This is a genomic window from Streptomyces xinghaiensis S187, assembly GCF_000220705.2.
GTDB classification, from domain to species: domain Bacteria; phylum Actinomycetota; class Actinomycetes; order Streptomycetales; family Streptomycetaceae; genus Streptomyces; species Streptomyces xinghaiensis.
Genome location: NZ_CP023202.1, coordinates 993,094 through 1,009,867, shown reverse-complemented (window position 1 = coordinate 1,009,867; position 16,774 = coordinate 993,094). Strand labels below are relative to the sequence as shown.

The window sequence follows — 16,774 nt, the reverse complement described above, 5'->3', positions numbered from 1 at the left end:
TGAAGATCGCTTCTGCCGGGCAGGAGCGGGCGACGGCTCGCGGCTTCCGTACGGGGCGCGCCCCTACGCGGCACGCCCCCGGCCGTCGTGCCGCACGCCCCGACGGGCTTCGGTCCACGTCCCCCCGGCGGCCCGTCCGGCACCGCGTGTCCCCGCACCCGCCGCGTCACCACGCCGGGCCCGCGTCGCAGCAGCCGTCCCGGCGCATCTGCCGGCCGACCGCTGCCCAGTCCGCCCCACCGCCGCGGACCGCCGGTCCGCTTCACCGGGGCCCGTCACCTGCTGTACCAGGTCGGCCTGTTCGTACGGCACCCCGCCCCGCACCACCGACACCGTCCGCACCAGCGTGTCGAAGTCCGTGAACGGATCACCGTCCACCACGGTCATGTCCGCCAGCTTGCCCGGCTCCAGCGTGCCCAGATCCCGCTCGGCACCGAACACCCGCGCGGGCAGCACGGTCGCCGTTCGCAGTGTCCGTGCCGCCGACAGCCCGCTGCGGTGCAGGGCGCGCAGCGCCAGATGGAGATGGAGGCCCACCGGCGTCAGGGGCGCGTCCGTGCCGAGGGCGACCAGCCCGCCCGCCGCCAGCACCCGCCGGTACACCTCCATCTCCTTGCCCAGGGTGTCCAGTTGCGCGGCCGACGGCGGCAGGCCCGCCTGCTCCGTCACCACGGCGACGTCCCACGGCGGCATCAGCGCCGTCACGCGCGGGTCGCGCGCCAGTTCCGGATCGGTACCGAGCAGCCACAGCGCGGTGAACGGTGTGGCGAGCAGATGGAAGTCCCCGCCCGCCGAGTACACCTCGACGACATCGTCGTACGTGTGCCCGGTCGCGGTCGTCGCGTGCCCGTACTCCAGCCGCTGGGTGGCCTGCAGATGCGTGGTCAGGTCCTGCCCGAGCTGGATCCCCGGGGTCAGCAGATGACTGCCGCAGCGCACCCCGAGCCGGTCGTGCGCGAACCGCGCGGCCTCCTCCATCACCCAGCCGGGCGCCCGCACATACGTCTTCACGAAGTCCCAGTCGAGCGCCGCGGCCCGCTCCAGGGAACGCCGCAGCCCGGCGCGCGTCCGGTGGCCGCGGCCCATGCTGTACAAGACGCGCGGCCCGTCCAGCAGTTCGCCCGCCGTCAGCAGCCGCGGACCGGCCAGCGCGCCCGCGTTGACGGCTTCCCGCAGCCGCGCCTGCTCGTGGGCGAAGCCGCCGAGGGAGACCGCCGTGGTGATGCCGTAGGCGAGCTGGGTGCCCGTCTGGCGGCCGCCGTACGTGCTCTGCCAGGGGTGGGTGTGGGCGTCCCACAGACCGGGGAGGACCGTGCGCTCCGAGGCGTCGATCCGGCGCCGCGCCCCGCGTCCCGCGCGGTGCGGCTCGACGGCGGTGATCCGTCCGTCCCGTACGAGGAGATCGACGTCCTCGCGGACCCGCTCGCCGGTGCCGTCCCAGAACAGCCCGGCGTGCACGACAGTGCTCGCGGCCGGCGGGCGCCGGTGCCCGAGCGGGACGCGGACCGTACGGGGCGTACCGCCGCCGCGCGCGTCGAGCAGGCGCAGCCGGTCGCCGGAGAGATAGAGGAGCGTGCGGGAGTCGCCGGACCAGGACGGGTGGTCCGCGGCCTCGTCGGTCAGCCGGCGCGGCTCACCGCGGGGCGTGCCGTCGGGCCGCACCGGCAGCAGCCACAGCGCCGATTCGACGATGACCGCCATCGAACGCCCGTCCGGAGACCAGACGGGGCCCGAGTCGTAGCGGTCGGAGAGGGAGACATGCGGGGCGACGGGATGCAGCCGGGCCGCGCCGCTCTCCGCGTCGACCACCCGGATCAGGTTGTAGCCCTCGCGGAAGCGCTGGTTGAGCCGGTTGCGGTCGCAGAGGGCGAGGAACCGGCCGTCCGGTGACCAGCTCGGCCGGCCGGGCAGGCCGCCACTGCCCAGGGGAGCGGCGAGGATCCGCTCCGCACCGCTGCCCAGATCGGTGACGACGAGGTGACCGCCGAGGTCGAGGGAGGCCAGCCGGCCGCCGTCGGGCGACAGCGCCGGGAACACCCGGCCGCCCCGGGCGAGCACGGTCTCCGCGCCGGTGCGCAGGTCGTGACGGCGGACGGCGTACAGCCCGTCGCGGTCGTCGGAGTACACCAGCGACGCTCCGTCGCGCGCCCAGGAGGGGCCGAGCAGGAAGCAGGCCGGCTCGGCACGGACCAGTCCGCGCGGCGGGCGTCCGCCCGAAGTGCTGCCCAGCCAGAGCGAGTTGAGGGCGGCGAAGGCGACTTGGCGGCCGTCCGGCGAGAGCGCGGGCAGATGGATGCCGCGCACCGGGCGCGCGCGGTGACCGGCGAAGTCGTACCGCTTGACGCGGTAGCGGGGGCGGGTGACGGCCATCGTGGCGGTGAACGGGATCTCCCGCCCGGGACCGGGGGCGTCCGGGCGCACCAGGCGGAAGCGGCCGCCGATGGTCAGCAGCAGCTCGTCCGGACCGGTCCAGCGCGGCGGCACGGGCGCCACGTCACCGTCCAGGGGAACCTCGGTGCCGTCCACGACCAGCGTGCAGGAGGCGTCGGGGAACGGCGTGGTGCGCAGATACGCCAGCCGGCCCGAGGGCGACACGGCCGGGGTCATCAGCTGGGCGGTGGAGGAATCGGTGTGCTCGGCGGTCACCGGGCCGCCGCCGTCGGCGGGGACGGACGCGATGGTCCGGGCGTCGAGCGCGGCCCCGTCGAGCCGCGCCCGGACGAAGAGGACGCGGCGGCCGTCCGGCGACCAGACCGGGTCGAAGTCCTCCCAGGCGCCCTCCTGGCCGGGGCCCTCCCGGCCGGGGTCTTCATGGCCGGGCCCCTTCCGCTCGTCCGCCCCGGTGAGCTGCGTCAGCAGGCCGTCGGCCACGCGGACGGTCCAGATCCGGTACGGGCTGCCGGCCACCGGGTCACCGCCGCGCTCGGAGGCGAAGGCGATCCGGGTGCCGTCCGGCGACCAGGCCGGGCCGCGGTCGTCCCACGGCCCGTCGGTGAGCTGGCGCAAGCCGGAGCCGTCGGGCCGCAGCAGCCACAGATGGAAGCCGCCGCCCCGGTACGCGCAGACGGCGAGCAGTTCGCCGTCCGGTGAGAACACGGGGCGGGTGGGCTCCAGACCGGGCGGGGTGAGAGCGGTGGCGGAGCCCGCTGAATCTCCGGTGGAGCCACCGCCGGCGGCGCTTCCGTCACGGCCATGGCCACCGTCACCGCCACTGTCACCGATGGGTACGGACCACAGGACGTTCTGCACCTCGGCGACCAGTCGCCCGCCGCCGGGGGAGAGAGTCCCGGCACCGTTGGTGGCGGTGGTGAGGGAGAGCGGGACGCGCCGGGCGGGTGCGGGTGCGGCGGAGGCCGGAGCCACGGGCAATGCGGGGGTGATTCCGGAGACGGCCGCGCCCGCCGCGGCGGTACCGGCGGCGGCGCGGAGAAAGCGCCGCCGGGACAAGGGCACGGGCTCGTCTGCGGCGGCCGGCGGACCACCAGGGGCGCCGGCGGCGGGATCAGCGCCGGGGACACCAGAGACTCCGGAGACAGCGGGTGTGTCCGAGACCTCAGGATCAGGAGCGTCTCCGGTGACGCTGACGGCGCGGGCGGATGCGGTGGTGTCCAACGGGCCTCCCGTATGGGGCCGGACGGAGTCCGGGCGGAGGAGCGGCAAGGCGGGAACGGGCGCGGCCCGGTGGCCGCCTCCGTACACCGCCGCTGGCGGACGAGCGCCTCACCACTCTGCCCAGCCCCGCGAGAGCTGACGCGTGCGGCATGTCACACACGTCACACGCGACGGGCCTGCCTCGGCACACCGGCGCCCGCCCGGCGGCCCGGGCGGACGCGGGAAAAGCCGTGAGGGGGCACCCAACGGCGGAACCGCGACCCCGGGCCCCCGGGCCCCCGGGCATGAGCGTCGATGTCAGTGGCGGCACCTACGGTCGGTCACGTCCGGAGCCCACACAGCCGCAGACCCGAACCGATGGGAGCGCCGCCATGACCACGACCGCCGAGGACGTCCGCCGTATCGCCCTCTCCCTCCCCGAGACGCAGGAGAAGCTCGCCTGGGGCATGCCGACCTTCCGGGTGCGCAACAAGATCTTCGCGTCACTCGCCGACGACGACGCCTCGGTGGGCGTGAAATGCCCGGTCGAGGAGCGCGCGGAGCTGATCGCCGCGGAACCGGAGAAGTTCTTCGTCCGGGAGGGCCACGACGAGCACTACGCCTGGCTGCGGGTCCGCCTCGCCGCGCTGGACGACGAGGCCGAGCTGCGCGCGATCCTCCTGGACTCCTGGCGCCAGGCCGCTCCGCGCGCCCTCGCCGAGGCGCACCCGGACCTCCGGGACGCGACCGCGGGCCGGCCGCCGAAGCCGTCCCATCACTGACACCCCCGTCCGGAACGCGGCCTCGTCACCGGACGAACGGGCGCGCTCCCGAACGGCACACGCGGGTTGCCGCAACCGGGTGCCCTCGACCGGACCGGCGGCCGGAGCACCCGCGCAGCGTCCTGGACGCCCCGAGGGGATGTCACGGAAAGTAACAGTGGCAACCGTACGGCGCAGGCGCGTAACGGATGGTGGCCTCCGCCGGTGCCCCCGCCGCCCGTCAGAGGTTCTTCGTCTCAAAGGGATCGTGCTCGGCGAGCAGCTTGTCCAACCGCGCCTTGTCGACGCGGCTGGACACCTCCGTGACCTCCTGCCGGTCCCGCACGCACTTGGCGAGCGTGAAGCTCGACGTCACGACGAAGACCAGCCCGAGGGCGAGAAAGCCCCGCTCCCAGGGGCCGAGCGGCAGCTTCGCGATGCCGAAGGACATCGCCACCAGGGAGATCGCGAACGAGATCGCGGCCTGCACGAAGAACGCCGTGGTCGTGGGCCGCTCGATGGGAGTGCTCATGCCGGTAGAGTCGCCGCTCCACCGCTCAGGCACATGAGTAGCCGTACTCATCCCCGTCCCCCGGCCCCTCCCGGCCCCCGCGCGGTTCTCCCGGCCGCTCACTCCCTGCCACCGGAATGGGGTGGGCAAGCACCCCGCCGGGTGCGGTATTGTTTCTCCTGCGCGGTCGGCAAGGGGGAAACCCCAGGCCGCACGGGCACCGGGACGTGGCGCAGCTTGGTAGCGCACTTGACTGGGGGTCAAGGGGTCGCAGGTTCAAATCCTGTCGTCCCGACCGGCGTTTTCGCAGGTCGTAGGCCGTTTCCGCGGGTAGCGGAAACGGCCTTTGCCGTTCCCGGGCTGGGCAACGGGGAGCCCTCGCGCTCCCACCTCCCAGACGTGTCAACCACGCCCGTTTCGTCCATCACCCGATCCGGTAGACGTAGCCGGCCATACCGCGCCACTGCACGCCCCCGTCAACCCTTCGCCCCCGCGGTCAACCACCCGTGCCGGACCGATCCGCCCGGCGACCGGCCAAAGAACCCCTTGTCCGTTCACCGGCCTCTTCCCGACTGGGAGCACCGGCGCCGCTCCCCATACGACAGGGACCACCGTGCTCCTCGCCGACGCCCCGGTCCCGGGATCTGCGCAGGCCAGGAGGGAGACGGGGCGCTGGACTCGCGCTGGTGACCCGGGTCGGGGGCGGCCAATGCCTCATGGCGTTCGGCCGCAGACGGGGCACTCCCACAAGGGCCGTGCCGTACAGGGACGTTCAGCATTCTGCCAAGCTCTCATCGTTCGGCCTTCCAGGGGTGCTTCAGGGGCGGAGCAGGGTGAACCTCCTGGCCACGTGGGGCTTGCGGCCGCCGATGGTGACGGCGGCCGTCGCGCTCCGTACCCGGCGTACAGGCCGGTCTGTGCTGTCGCACCCCTCCGGTCCTGGTCAGAGCGGTGTTCGCTCCTTCCCGCGCGTCCGGGGTCGAATCGGGTGGGTAGGCCGTTCCACGGCGGCCGGTCCTACGTCAAACCCGGCGCTACGACGGAAGCGACGTCGTCTTCCCCGACTTCGTCCTCACTGACATTCGCCCCAACTCCTACGTCAAGGTCTACGGCATCCATGGCAGAGAGATGTCGGCTTCCCGACCCTTGGTCTGGTGGAGGTTCATGACCTGGATCGGGGCTCGTCGGGCCGTGCCTGCCACCACCAGGGCTTCGTCGCGTACGCGGAGGAGCTCCTGCTCGACCGCCGCAACGTCGAAGGAGCCTTGCTCGGCGTGATGTAGGGCGATGCGCGTCTGGCGGGCTGCATGAAGCCAGGTCTCCTGGCGACGGGCGGCTCCGACCGTGCTGTAGGCATTCGTGATCACCTCGGCAAGTCGCGCGATGTCGGGCTGACTGCCTTCGCCGACTGAGGCTCGCAGGTCCCGTGCGCGTTGTTCAGGGGCGCGTTCGTCGCCGGGTTGAGCTCTGCTGGGCGAGCGGAACCACCCTGTTGCCCTTGCGCTCCGTGGCCTGGACGTAGACGGCCGGCGCGCGGAGAACCTCGGAGTCGGGAAGGCTTAGTGCGCACTTCACCAGGGAGAGTTGCGCAGCGCGGGCCTCACCTGTGCCTCGGTGAGGCCGGCTTGCTCGTGTACGAGGCCGTCGGCGAGGAGGGCGTCGGAGAGGCTGGATGCCGCCACGTTGGTGTGGGTGAAGATGCCGACAGTCTCGCCGTCCTTCCGGGCCCGGCGTGTGAGGTCAATGACCTCGGCATGACTGTGGCCGTCGGCGTAGTCGGTGACCAAGATGCGTCCTGCCGTGGTGGCAGTGCGGATGGCGTCATGGGTGAAGTCACGTCGCATGGCGGCTTCGGCGGCGGCTGGCAGGGTCTGGTCCTCTCCCTCTCCTTCCACCGGCGCAGTCTGGTGGAGATCCGACAGGGAGGAGCCGTGTGCAGCTTCCGGGTCTAGTACCCGTGCCAGTGCCTCGATGACATCGCTGCGGCCAGCGCGGGGCACGCCGGCCACGACCGCGTGATCGCGGGGGCGCAGATCGAGGGACTTCCAGCCCCGGAAGTCCGTGATCAGCAGTCGGGCCACTCGCACCACGCCACCATCGCGGACAACGTCCCCGGGAAGCACGGCATTTGCCGCAAGGCGACTAGAGGGGGGTATGTGACGTGGAGCAGAGCCGCAGCCGACCTGCGACCCGTCTACTCCAGCAGCTCTGATCGGATCCGGTCCCAGCTCGGCCGCGGACTGTCGATCGGTTTCACGAGGGTCAAGAGGCGGCCCTCGAGGAACACATCGAGCCGGTCACTCTGTGAGGCCAGTCGGCGACGCTGGGCCCGATGGGCCACCGGCACTCGCTCGCCCAGGACGCCGAGCAGGACCTCGTAGTGTGCCGGTCCGACCGCGTCGCCGCGGATCCACCGGCCGCGGACCTCTGCGCCGGAGAACGTTCCGAGTGTGGTGTCTTCGCGTGCGAAGGACTGGTTCATCGCCGCCTCGACCGCTACCGCGGCTCGCCTGACCGCCGTTTCGGCGGCGGCTCCGGTTGCATAAGCCAAGCCCTCGCTGCCGGACTCGGGCGCGGGGTCTGCCCCGGCCGCGAGGGGGTTCGGCTCCAGGACCGTGCGCCGACGGGGATCCGGCCGAGGAACACGGAACCGCCAGGGCTGTGCGCTGCCTGGTACATCGATCCACCCGGTCTTAAGTCCGGCCGTGGCCGGGGAGTCGTCGGGCAGGAAGATGTCGACATAAACGCCGCCCGTGCCGAGCCAGACCCAACTCATGAAGTAGGCGTGCTCGTTGTGGTCGACGGACCACTGCGCGAGTTTCGCCAAGCGTGCCTTTTGCGGCTGGGTCCCTTGGCCTGCCGGCAGCATCTGCTCGCGGTCGCGGCGTCGGCCCCGTGCCTCGCCAGCGAGCGGACCGGCGGCCAAGTCGTATAGCAGGTCGGGCCGTACTCCCCCTTTCGCGTAGGTTCCGACGAGCTTCCCGGGCAGGACATCGAAGCTGCTGAGGCCGTTGGCCCCAGGCTTCCAGTCGAAGAGTGTCTCACTGGCGGATGTCATCACCCCAAGCCCGGTGCACTCGCTGACGAAGCGCCGGATGTGGCCGGAGCTCGAGTCGAGCGCGGAACAGTCGACCCCTAGCGAACCGGTGCCCGGGCTGCTGGTGATGTAGCTGAGGAGAAGGCTGGTCTCGTGGTCACGCACACGCTGGTCGACCGTCCTGCGCAGGTCGCAGGCGAGCGCGTTGATGTTGACCACGGCGGCCAAGGACACCGGCAGCGGGCCCTGCCCGATCTCGACGGCCTGGACGGCTTCCGCGCCGGCGCTTCCCCACTCGACCGTGAAGTGCCACACTCGGGCGCGCACCGAACTCATAGGGGAAGCCTACGGCCGCTCTCCAGCAGCATGACCGACCGGATCACTCCGCCTCTGTGTGGCATGCCCACCGACGTCCACGGCCCGGCCATATCGACGCCTCGTGCGTCCTCGTCTTCGGCGTGATCCCCGAGGTCAACCACGGAGCATCGCCCACGCCCCTGCCACCCACCGCGCCCCCACCCAGCCAGTTCGGGCGGGCGGTCCGGTGACCGGGCCGGCCGCCGACTACGGCAGGAGGATCGGCAAACGGCGTGCACGGCGCCAGAGGCCCGACGGCGGCTCGGCACTCCCACGGCTCGCCACCCCTGGTTGCCATGCCGGTGGCCGGCTGCGCGCCGACGGCCAGAGCGCGGGCATGGACCTCGACCGCCTCGGGGCTCGCCGCCTCCAGCAACTGGCCGGCATCACACACCTGTGTCTGTGCCGGGGGGCGGCGGTTGAGGAAGAACCGGGTCATGCGGGGCCGCCTCCGATCCGAGGCCGGGCAGGGTGGGGGAGTCGGGGTTGCAGGCCGCGCTGACCAGGTCGGCGGTCTGCTCGGCGCCCAGAGGGGTGACGGTGATCTCGGCGGCTGCGAGCGTGCGGGTGGCCTCGTCGAGGCGCTGGAGCACCCGTTCCTCGTTCATCCCGTGCCGCAGGCCGTGCGCCGGGCTCTCTTCCCGGGCGATCAGGACGACCTGTCGCCCCAGCAGATTGCCGCCCGCGGCGAGGTCGGCGAGGAAGTCGGCGTGCTCCCGTGCGGCCCGCTCCAGAGCGGGATGCGGCAGCGCGGCGGCCTCCTGCTGGAGGTTGTCGGCGAGCGGGGCGAGATCGATCCGGTGGCAGCGCACCAGCACCTGGGTGGGGCCGGTCAGGGAGTTGAGCCACCGGGCGAACGCGGCCGTCAGGCCCTGCTGCTCGGCTCCCGAGCGCAGCTCGAAGTTGACGGTCGAGCAGGTCGCCAGCCCGGCCACACCCTCACCGCGCAGGTCGACCACTCCGGCTGCGGTGATGCCGTCGTACGGCATGCGCAGCGCGGCCGGAGGCGGGCCTGCGGCCTTAGCCCAGTGGCCGGGGACGACGGCGGGCAGCGGCGGCACGCCTTCGGGCGCGTGCACCCGGCGCTTGGGCACACGGGCATGGGCGAGGGCCGCGAGGAGGAAGCGGTCCAGGCCGACGCCCTCCCGCCGGCCGAGCGCGAGCGCGGCCACCGCCCCGGCCACGGGGACGACGAGTGCGGCGTAGGCGACCGGTGCCATGAACGGCCGCGCGGCCCAGTATCCGGCATAGAGCACCACTGCTGCGGCGGCGATGACGGCGGTCTGCTGCGCGGTGAAGGGACCGAGGATGCGGTCGGGGCGGGAGATATCGGCGGGGACACGCGTGGCCTGCACCGTGTCCGCCGGGTCGTCGGCTTGGTTCATGCCGGATCACCTCCGGGGTTCGAGAGGCAGCCGCAGCTGCATGGGGCCGCGGCGGACGCACCCGCACGCGGGGCGCGGAAATGGGAAGGACGAGCTGACGGCCACGCGATGCCGAGGCAGCGGAGGGCAGAGGCGGGGGAGCGGGCTGGCCACGCTCGGAACGGGAGCGCGCGGGAAGGCGTTCGGCACGGATGGGCAGCCACATCTGCGTGGGCCGGGGCGGCCGGGACGGAACACGCTGAGCCGCCACCGGAAGCGCCAGTTGCCGCACGCGGCGGGCTCGGGCGGGATGCATCACGGGGCGGGGACCTCTCGGTGTACGAGTAGGAGAAGCAAGGGAAGTAGAGACCGGGCCACGAGCCCGGGGCGACCGGGCGGTCAGCGGCCGGGCTTCGGCACGTGGAGCACTGGTCCCGGCAGGCTCCGACCTCGTACTGCTGCCGGGCACTGCCCGGCTCGGGCTCGGACCCGACGGCGTTCCGGCGGCCGGCCGGCCCATGGAGCGCAGGCGTGCAGCAGGGCCTGCTACGGCGACGCGACCACGGGACAACCACGCACGACCCGCACTTCGCGCCCTCCTCACAGACCCGGCGCCGCGCCCAGGCGGGCCCGGTGTGAAGGGCCGTCCACCGCCACCCCGACCACCACCTCCACCCCGGCCCGGGCCACCTCCACCACCGCCGAGCCCACCGCTCCCCGGACCCAGGCCGCCGGCACCCCGCCCACCTCCGGGACGCCGCCGCAGCAGCTGCATCCCGGGCAGGTAGTGATCCATGAGCCGGTACATCGCCAGGTGCTTGAGCATCCGCACACCCGTGGGCGCATGCGGACTGTGCGCCGGCGTCCCGCGCAGCACCACCTGCAGGGTCCAACCCGGGATCTTGAACAACACCCAGAACAGGGCGGCTCCGGCGAGCATGGTGCCGAGCTGGTCGGACTTCGGAATGCCCAAAGCTGTCGCGCCGGGAGCGAAGAACAGCTTCAGAGCCAGGATGAACGTCATCGACTGCGCGACCTGAATGACCAGACAACCGGCCACCGCCCGCCACCACAGCCGCGCCACCGGATCGGTCAGCGGATGAGCGTGGCACGCAAGGGCCAGCGGCGCGGCCACGGCCAGCAGCGCCATGACGGCGACGCGCACGAGGAAGCCGACCAGCACCGCGAGCACCAAGGCGATCATCATCGTCGCCAGAAGCAGCAGATACAGCTTCAGCCCGGCGGCCCCGAACAGGGCGAAGGGCAGGACCTGTTCCACCATGCCCTGCCCGGCGTCCGACATGTCGCTGGCCATCACCGCATGGGCCAGGGCGTTGGACAGGCCGATCGCCTTGCCCATCACGGTCAGCGAGGTGGCTGCGGCGACCATCCCGAAGAGGAGCCGGGGGAGGATCTGCTGGAGGGCGTAGCGGGTCTGGACGGTCTCGTACCCCATGACCGTGACACCGCCCGCGGTCACGAACAGCACATAAATCCCGGCCGTGATCCCCAGCATGGTGGCCCACAGCTTCTTGATGTCGGCGTGCTGGGTGACATCGGGCGTGGCCAGCAAAGTATCAGCGAGCAGCTCGCGAACCGGCTTCATGATCTGCTCGATCAGCATGCCGAGGAACGAGGTAATCGCGTTCACGACCATGCCGGAAACGTCGAAGAGGTCCCCGAGGCCGCCCTCCTGCGGCGCGCAGGAGAAGTCGTCCACCTCGCACGCCGGCGGAGTCGGCCCCGGCGACGGTTCCCGCGGCGGGGATGGTCCGGGTGCGGCGGCGGGAGGATCCGGCGCGGGGGTCGGACCTGGTTCGGGGGCGGGCCTCGGGTCCGGACCCGGCTCCGGGGCGGGAGCGGCAGGACCGGGGGCCGGCTGCGGCTCCGGGGCCGCCGGTGCCAGAGGCACACGGCCCGCCGCCAGCGCGGAGGCGGACGGAGCGGCCAGGACGACCAGAGCCAAGAGCCCCACCGCAGGCAGCAGCAGAAGAAGCGCCCGGCCGGAGCACGGGGCGCGAGTCACTGCCCGCCCCCGCCATCGGCACCGACGATGCCCTGCAGCACGGTCACGATCACCGGCGCGAGGATGGCCAGCCCGTAGCCGATGGCCGCCGCCCTCAGGGCCCGCTTGGCGGCCTCGACTTCGCCCGGGTCCACGCCGGCCATCAGGTACCGCAGCCCGCCGAAGGTCAGGAACAAGGTGGCGAGCCCGGCGAGGAGCCCGACGATCCAGTTCCGCAGGTTCGTGATCACGGTGGGAATGTCCGCGACCGCCCACACGTATCCGCCACCAGCACGACGCCGGCCACAACCGTCGTCAAGCCCACCCGGGCTGCTCGGCGGCCTGCCCGGAGAACAGACAACCGACCCGTTGGACAGAGCCCTCCGAGCATGACGAACCACCTCCAAGAGACACATCAGGGACGACAGAAGAGACGAACAGACCAGCGGGAGCCGCAACGAGCCGCGAACAGCGGGCCGTGCGAGGGACGGTGCAGAGGTGAGGTGAGCGCGGAGTTCCCCTGCCCGGGGCCGGCCTCCTCACGGACGGCGACGGAACAGGGAGCTCGGGTGTCAGCACGAGACGGCCGCACTCACCCACCCGACGACAGGCCCGCGGTGGTACAAACCCGGGCCCTCACTGGGCGGCTGCCGTCGGGTGCATGGCACGCATCCGACGGCAGCCGCTCACCGGTAATAGAGATCCCCAAGCCGCACACTGACACCAGCGGCGCGATTCTCCCCGGCCTGGAGCCGCCTTACTGCTCGCGCAGCTGCTCCCGGAGATGCGTGCTGAGGTGCTGCTCGGCAGCGGCGCGGTGACGGTAGAGCTGACGCACACTCACACCCCGCTCTTCCGTCAGCCGCTGCATCGGCTCACGATCCAGCCGGGTCCGCGCGATCAGCCGCGCTTCGGCGATGCCCACGACCCCGGCCCGGACGGCACGGGCCAGCACCGTGTACTCGTCCTCCTGCCGGCCGGCGCCAACGACCCCGGCTGCATCAGCAGCGTCCTGGCATCCCGGCCGGCCTTCGAAGCGGGCCAGCCGCCCCAGACGCACTGCCGTCGACCCGGTCTCACGGGCAGCCTGACGGCGAGCGGCATACGCCAGACGGTGCACGGCCCGGTCAGCCGCCGCGAACAGCTCCCGACCCACGTCGGCAGCGTCCACGTCCACCGAGCGCACAGCAACGGCAACCGCAGCCAGCGCCTCCTGCTCGACCTCGGCACGCTCCAAATGAGCCGGCCGCGCCAGCCGGGCCAGCACCCGACGGAGCACCGGAACGGCCATCGCAACGGCGACGGTCCCCCAGGGCTCACCGAGCTGCTGAGCCCGGCGAACCACTTCACGCCAGCTCCGCTCACGCTGGGCCGGCGACGTGGCGGGGTGGGCGAGACGCGTCCGGAACTGGTCCACGGGCAGCGCCGACTGCTCCGACTCTTCGCAGACCAGATGAGCAGGCAACGTGAGCGGCGAGGCCGCCGTCGCCAGCGCGAGGAAAGCCTCCTCCAGAGCCCCCAGGGGCGAACGGCCCGAGGACCGGACACAGGCAACGCGACGGTGGACGGTACGTGCGGTGTAGTGCATGGCACTGCTCCTTGCAGGAGTGGCGGACAACGTCTGCCGCCACTCCTGTCACCACCCAGCGCCACGGGCGGACCGACCGCGAGCCGCCACCGTGCCGCAGGCGATCCAGTGGCACGGTGTGTGCGACTGCTCGCCACTGGCTCACCCGACACAGCCAGCACTTTTACACGTGCTGGGGGTCGGGGGATCGAACAGGAAATTGCCCGGCGGTTTTTGAGACATGGCTGCTGGGAGACGCTGATGTCTCCAGTCCACGGTGGCCGGGTGAGCGGCCACCACTCGACCAGGTCTGCTCCTCCAGCCGACACCTCGTCGGTCAGCACCTCCGAGACCGTCCCCTTCTCTTCTGGCACCTACGGGTCAGGCACTCACAACGAGCCAGTCGTTAGATCGTCTCGGCTGAATACCTCTTTGACACGCTGAGTGATGCTCTGGCTAGTCTGTGTGACCAGTGGGGGTGCTGTTTCTGCGCTTCCGCTCTCAACCATGCATTGGGGGAACATGCAAGCCAGAAGTGCTTTAGAGGTCATCTCATTTGGCTGGGTAGGCTGTTGGCCGTGACGGGGATTGTTGAGCGGCTGGTGCCGGACGAACTGTGGGGGCTGTTCCAGCGGGTGGTGCCGGAGGCGCCGTCGCGGCCTCAGGGCGGCGGCCGGCGTCGCCACGGTGACCGGGAGGTGCTGGCGGCGATCGTGTTCGTGGCGACCTCGGGGTGCACGTGGCAGCAGCTGCCCGCGGCGTCGTTCGGGCCGTCCGGCGCGACGGCCCACCGCCGGTTCACCGAGTGGACGAAGGCCCGGGTGTGGGCCAAGCTGCACCGCCTGGTCCTCGACGAACTCGGCTCCCACGGCGACCTGGACTGGTCGAGGTGCGCGATCGACTCGGTGAACATGCGGGCTCTGAAAAGGGGGACCTGACAGGTCCGAATCCTGTCGACCGGGGCAAGTACGGCTCGAAGATCCACCTGATCACCGAGCGGACGGGTCTGCCCCTGTCCGTCGGGATCTCCGGTGCCAACGTGCACGACAGCCAGGCCTTGATCCCCCTGGTGAAGGGCATACCGCCCATCCGGTCCCGACGAGGCCCCCGCCGGCGCAGGCCCGGAAGACTCCACGCCGACAAGGGCTACGACTATCGTCACCTGCGGCAATGGCTGTCCCGTCGGGGGATCCGGCACCGCGTCGCCCGCAAGGGCATCGAGACCTCACAGCGACTCGGCCGACACCGCTGGACCATCGAACGCACCATGGCCTGGCTCACCGGCTGCCGCCGACTCCACCGCCGCTACGAACGCAAGGCCGACCACTTCCTCGCCTTCACCAGCATCGCCTGCACCCTCATCTGCTACCGCAGACTCACCAAATGAGATGACCTTTTAGGGGCAGTTGGGGCCGTTCTCTGCCTGCTCACCGCTTCGATTGTCGGCGCGGGCCATGCCTCGGCGGATGTCGTGCCGACGGCGGCGGACTCTTTGACTGTCCGCACCCATGCCCTGCCGCCTGGTGCGCAGCCGCCGACGCTGGCGGAACTGCGCGCAGATGCTGACGCTGGTGAGCAGAAACGTTTCGCCGTAAGGGAGGCGCAGGCTCGAATACCGCGCGAGTTCGTGGGTCCGGCGACGGTCGGCGAACCGGTGGCACAGACACCGTCGTCCCTGTCGGCCGAGGCCCGGGGTGAGCTCTCTCCCTTGGCGGCTACCTATCCGCAGCCGTCGCGGACCATGACGCAGGGAGAGTGCAAACAAGGCCTGCAAGGTGGAAAGGTCTTCTACCTCAAGTCGCGTTTCGCGATGTGCGCCGGTACGCAGTTCGTGCAGACCTGGGCGAAGAACGGCAGGCCGGTGGGCCAGAGCTCCTTCACCCTCTGGGTCATCTCAACGGTGCCGAGCCGTACCGATCGCACCGTTCACTACCGGTATCTCTTCACCGACTTCTTCAAGGCCGGGACGACGCGGACGAGCGGCTTGAAGATCAACACTGATGCCGACCTAAAGACCTGGCCGTCACGGACGACCAAGAAGCAAGGTGGCGAGGTGCCGCCGACCAAGAGCTTCGACGCGCTCAAGGCCAACCCGGAGTACTTGCACACCATGCTCCACGAGCCCGGCGAGGGCAGGGGCAAGGATGACGTAGTCACCATGGCATACCAGCCGTTCGTGACTGTCACGTTCCCTGCCCCCTACCTGCCGCCCCAGACGGGCAGGACCCGTGTGGGCTTCCTGATCGCCCAGTGGGATAAGGCGTCCTACCTGTTCAACAAGAACGGCGGAGGCAACCCCAAGAAGGCCGGCGGCGCCGCGTTTCCGGTACTGGTCTACCTTCCCTACAACGCCAAAGCCGGCGCGTCGGAGCAGGCCGTTGCCCAGCACTTGGATGACGCGCACCGAAGGCCCGCCACCACCAAGCCGGAGAACCCGGACAAGATCGTCCCCGGGTTCGGCACCAAGCAGCCCTTGCATCGCCTGCACCACAATGAGCAGCGGCGGAATGCCAACCGCAGTACTGCGGTCGCGACGTGCACCAAGTACTGGGGAAGCGACTACGCCACAAGCGACCCCGCCGGACCTCGCGAGTGCGATGAGTTCCCCTTCGCCAGCACATACGAAGGTGCTGCTCATTCGAGGTACAACACCTCTATGGCGAAAGACAACTATTCCGCCAGGCCGCTGCGGAAATCGGACAACGGGGCCGCAGGAAACATATTGGCGTCGTTCCTTAACAGGAACCGGATCGTCGATGGGTACATAGACGAAAAGGAAGACATCGACCATGAAGTGGACGCTTACTCCGTCCATATCTCATAGTCGGAAGGCGCGGCAGGGGGAACGCCGCTCTCTAAGCCTCCCTGGGCAACGACGACGATCCAGGCATCGGGGCCAAGTGCCCCCAGCGCCTGCGTGGGAAACCCGTCTGTGAATAGGGGCGTCCTTGCCCCGTGGAGCTTGGGCATCGTGAGCCGTAACGGAGCAACGCTGCTTGTGTTGGCGAACTCGGTGCAGTCCCATCACGGGTGATACCGGATGGTGAGGGGGCGAGAGGCTGCTCCGCCCCCTCACCATCCGCGGGTCGAACTTCAGGGGCGGACGGGCCAGAATCTGGCGGTGTAGCGCTCGACACCGTGCGGCACTCCCACCTGGGCGAGCCGTGCCACTTCCGCACGGCCGGTGGAGCACAGGCGGACCCTCCACAGAGTGTCGGGGGCTCCCAATTCCACTGTATCCTTGGCGCACCCCGCGATGACCTCAACGGACAGTTGTCCGGTGACGGAGAAGATCTCCGCCTCGTCCCGAGCCTCCAACCGCGCACCCTTGTCTGCTGGGGGCTCTCCGTCCCAGACCTCGACGATGAGGACCGCAGTATGGGTGTGGCCCGCGCTGTAGACGTCCAAGCGCATCTCATAGGGGGTTAGGAACGGCGGATTCTCGAGCTCTGCTCGCTCTTCGGGAAACGGAACAGGTACCTCCATGTCGTCGTACTCCTGTAACGCGAACCCGTGGAAATCTACTGGAATTTCCAGTTCCTGCCGCCGTATCAACACCGCCATGGTTCACTCCTTCATTC

Annotated in this window: 12 protein-coding genes, 1 tRNA gene and 2 pseudogenes; 5 read left to right on the top strand and 10 right to left on the bottom strand. The window is 70.9% G+C overall.

The annotated features are described in order from the left end of the window. Positions 1-166: 166 nt before the first annotated feature. Positions 167-3,453: pseudogene (locus SXIN_RS04350) on the bottom strand (amidohydrolase family protein). 530 nt (positions 3,454-3,983) lie between these two features. Between SXIN_RS04350 and SXIN_RS04345 the strand changes: the two are divergent. After that, on the top strand, positions 3,984-4,373 hold the full coding sequence (locus tag SXIN_RS04345; protein WP_019710748.1) for an MmcQ/YjbR family DNA-binding protein: 390 nt from the start codon (positions 3,984-3,986) through the stop codon (positions 4,371-4,373). A gap of 220 nt (positions 4,374-4,593) precedes the next feature. Here the strand turns inward: SXIN_RS04345 and SXIN_RS04340 are convergent, their stop codons facing one another. After that, the gene (locus SXIN_RS04340) at positions 4,594-4,884 is read right to left on the bottom strand and encodes a YiaA/YiaB family inner membrane protein (RefSeq protein ID WP_019710747.1); all 291 of its coding nucleotides are present in this window, start codon (positions 4,882-4,884) and stop codon (positions 4,594-4,596) included. A gap of 200 nt (positions 4,885-5,084) precedes the next feature. Here SXIN_RS04340 and SXIN_RS04335 point away from each other — a divergent pair. Together SXIN_RS04335 and SXIN_RS32690 are read left to right on the top strand one after the other, a co-directional pair. Next, positions 5,085-5,158 (top strand) — tRNA-Pro (locus SXIN_RS04335). An 859-nt stretch (positions 5,159-6,017) separates the two neighbouring features. After that, a complete protein-coding gene (locus tag SXIN_RS32690) occupies positions 6,018-6,146 on the top strand; it encodes a hypothetical protein (protein WP_272951792.1) in 129 nt (42 codons plus the stop codon). Positions 6,147-6,434: 288 nt separating this feature from the next. Here the strand turns inward: SXIN_RS32690 and SXIN_RS04325 are convergent, their stop codons facing one another. The 7 genes and pseudogenes from SXIN_RS04325 to SXIN_RS04295 form a co-directional block, all read right to left on the bottom strand. Next, positions 6,435-6,944: a hypothetical protein gene (locus SXIN_RS04325; RefSeq protein ID WP_019710745.1), complete on the bottom strand. Its 510-nt coding sequence runs from the start codon at positions 6,942-6,944 to the stop codon at positions 6,435-6,437. A gap of 113 nt (positions 6,945-7,057) precedes the next feature. Further along, positions 7,058-8,236: a hypothetical protein gene (locus SXIN_RS04320; protein WP_019710744.1), complete on the bottom strand. Its 1,179-nt coding sequence runs from the start codon at positions 8,234-8,236 to the stop codon at positions 7,058-7,060. A gap of 407 nt (positions 8,237-8,643) precedes the next feature. After that, positions 8,644-9,642 carry a PrgI family protein gene (locus SXIN_RS04315; protein ID WP_019710743.1) on the bottom strand — a complete coding sequence of 333 codons (999 nt, stop codon included), beginning with the start codon at positions 9,640-9,642 and terminating at the stop codon, positions 8,644-8,646. Positions 9,643-10,221: 579 nt separating this feature from the next. Beyond that, positions 10,222-10,359, bottom strand: a complete 138-nt coding sequence (locus SXIN_RS31470) for a hypothetical protein (protein ID WP_019710742.1) — start codon at positions 10,357-10,359, stop codon at positions 10,222-10,224. Further along, positions 10,304-11,227: pseudogene (locus SXIN_RS33125) on the bottom strand (TrbL/VirB6 family protein); the annotation flags it as partial. The pseudogene SXIN_RS33125 and the gene SXIN_RS31470, both read right to left, overlap by 56 nt. Positions 11,228-11,643: 416 nt before the next feature. Continuing rightward, positions 11,644-11,877, bottom strand: coding sequence for a pilin (locus tag SXIN_RS31925; protein ID WP_238153670.1), 234 nt, complete (start codon positions 11,875-11,877; stop codon positions 11,644-11,646). A gap of 506 nt (positions 11,878-12,383) precedes the next feature. Beyond that, a complete protein-coding gene (locus SXIN_RS04295; protein ID WP_019710739.1) occupies positions 12,384-13,214 on the bottom strand; it encodes a hypothetical protein in 831 nt (276 codons plus the stop codon). Positions 13,215-13,780: 566 nt separating this feature from the next. Here SXIN_RS04295 and SXIN_RS04290 point away from each other — a divergent pair. Together SXIN_RS04290 and SXIN_RS04285 are read left to right on the top strand one after the other, a co-directional pair. Next, positions 13,781-14,580 (top strand): IS5 family transposase gene (locus SXIN_RS04290; protein WP_238153927.1). Its coding sequence is split into 2 segments (ribosomal slippage): positions 13,781-14,116 and positions 14,119-14,580, totalling 798 coding nucleotides; the frame shifts between segments, so codons are not numbered across the junction. Between the two features lie 84 nt (positions 14,581-14,664). Beyond that, positions 14,665-16,017, top strand: a complete 1,353-nt coding sequence (locus tag SXIN_RS04285; RefSeq protein ID WP_157916246.1) for a NucA/NucB deoxyribonuclease domain-containing protein — start codon at positions 14,665-14,667, stop codon at positions 16,015-16,017. A 269-nt stretch (positions 16,018-16,286) separates the two neighbouring features. Here the strand turns inward: SXIN_RS04285 and SXIN_RS04280 are convergent, their stop codons facing one another. Continuing rightward, positions 16,287-16,757 (bottom strand): hypothetical protein, encoded by a 471-nt coding sequence (locus SXIN_RS04280; protein ID WP_019710735.1) that lies wholly within the window; start codon positions 16,755-16,757, stop codon positions 16,287-16,289. Between the last annotated feature and the right edge of the window lie 17 nt (positions 16,758-16,774).

What these genes read in the sequence shown, in the direction of transcription:
- SXIN_RS04345 (WP_019710748.1), top strand. Translation starts at nt 3,984, where the DNA reads ATGACCACGACCGCCGAGGACGTCCGCCGTATCGCCCTCTCCCTCCCC.
- SXIN_RS04340 (WP_019710747.1), bottom strand. Translation starts at nt 4,884, where the DNA reads ATGAGCACTCCCATCGAGCGGCCCACGACCACGGCGTTCTTCGTGCAG.
- SXIN_RS04320 (WP_019710744.1), bottom strand. Translation starts at nt 8,236, where the DNA reads ATGAGTTCGGTGCGCGCCCGAGTGTGGCACTTCACGGTCGAGTGGGGA.
- SXIN_RS04315 (WP_019710743.1), bottom strand. Translation starts at nt 9,642, where the DNA reads ATGAACCAAGCCGACGACCCGGCGGACACGGTGCAGGCCACGCGTGTC.
- SXIN_RS04295 (WP_019710739.1), bottom strand. Translation starts at nt 13,214, where the DNA reads ATGCACTACACCGCACGTACCGTCCACCGTCGCGTTGCCTGTGTCCGG.
- SXIN_RS04280 (WP_019710735.1), bottom strand. Translation starts at nt 16,757, where the DNA reads ATGGCGGTGTTGATACGGCGGCAGGAACTGGAAATTCCAGTAGATTTC.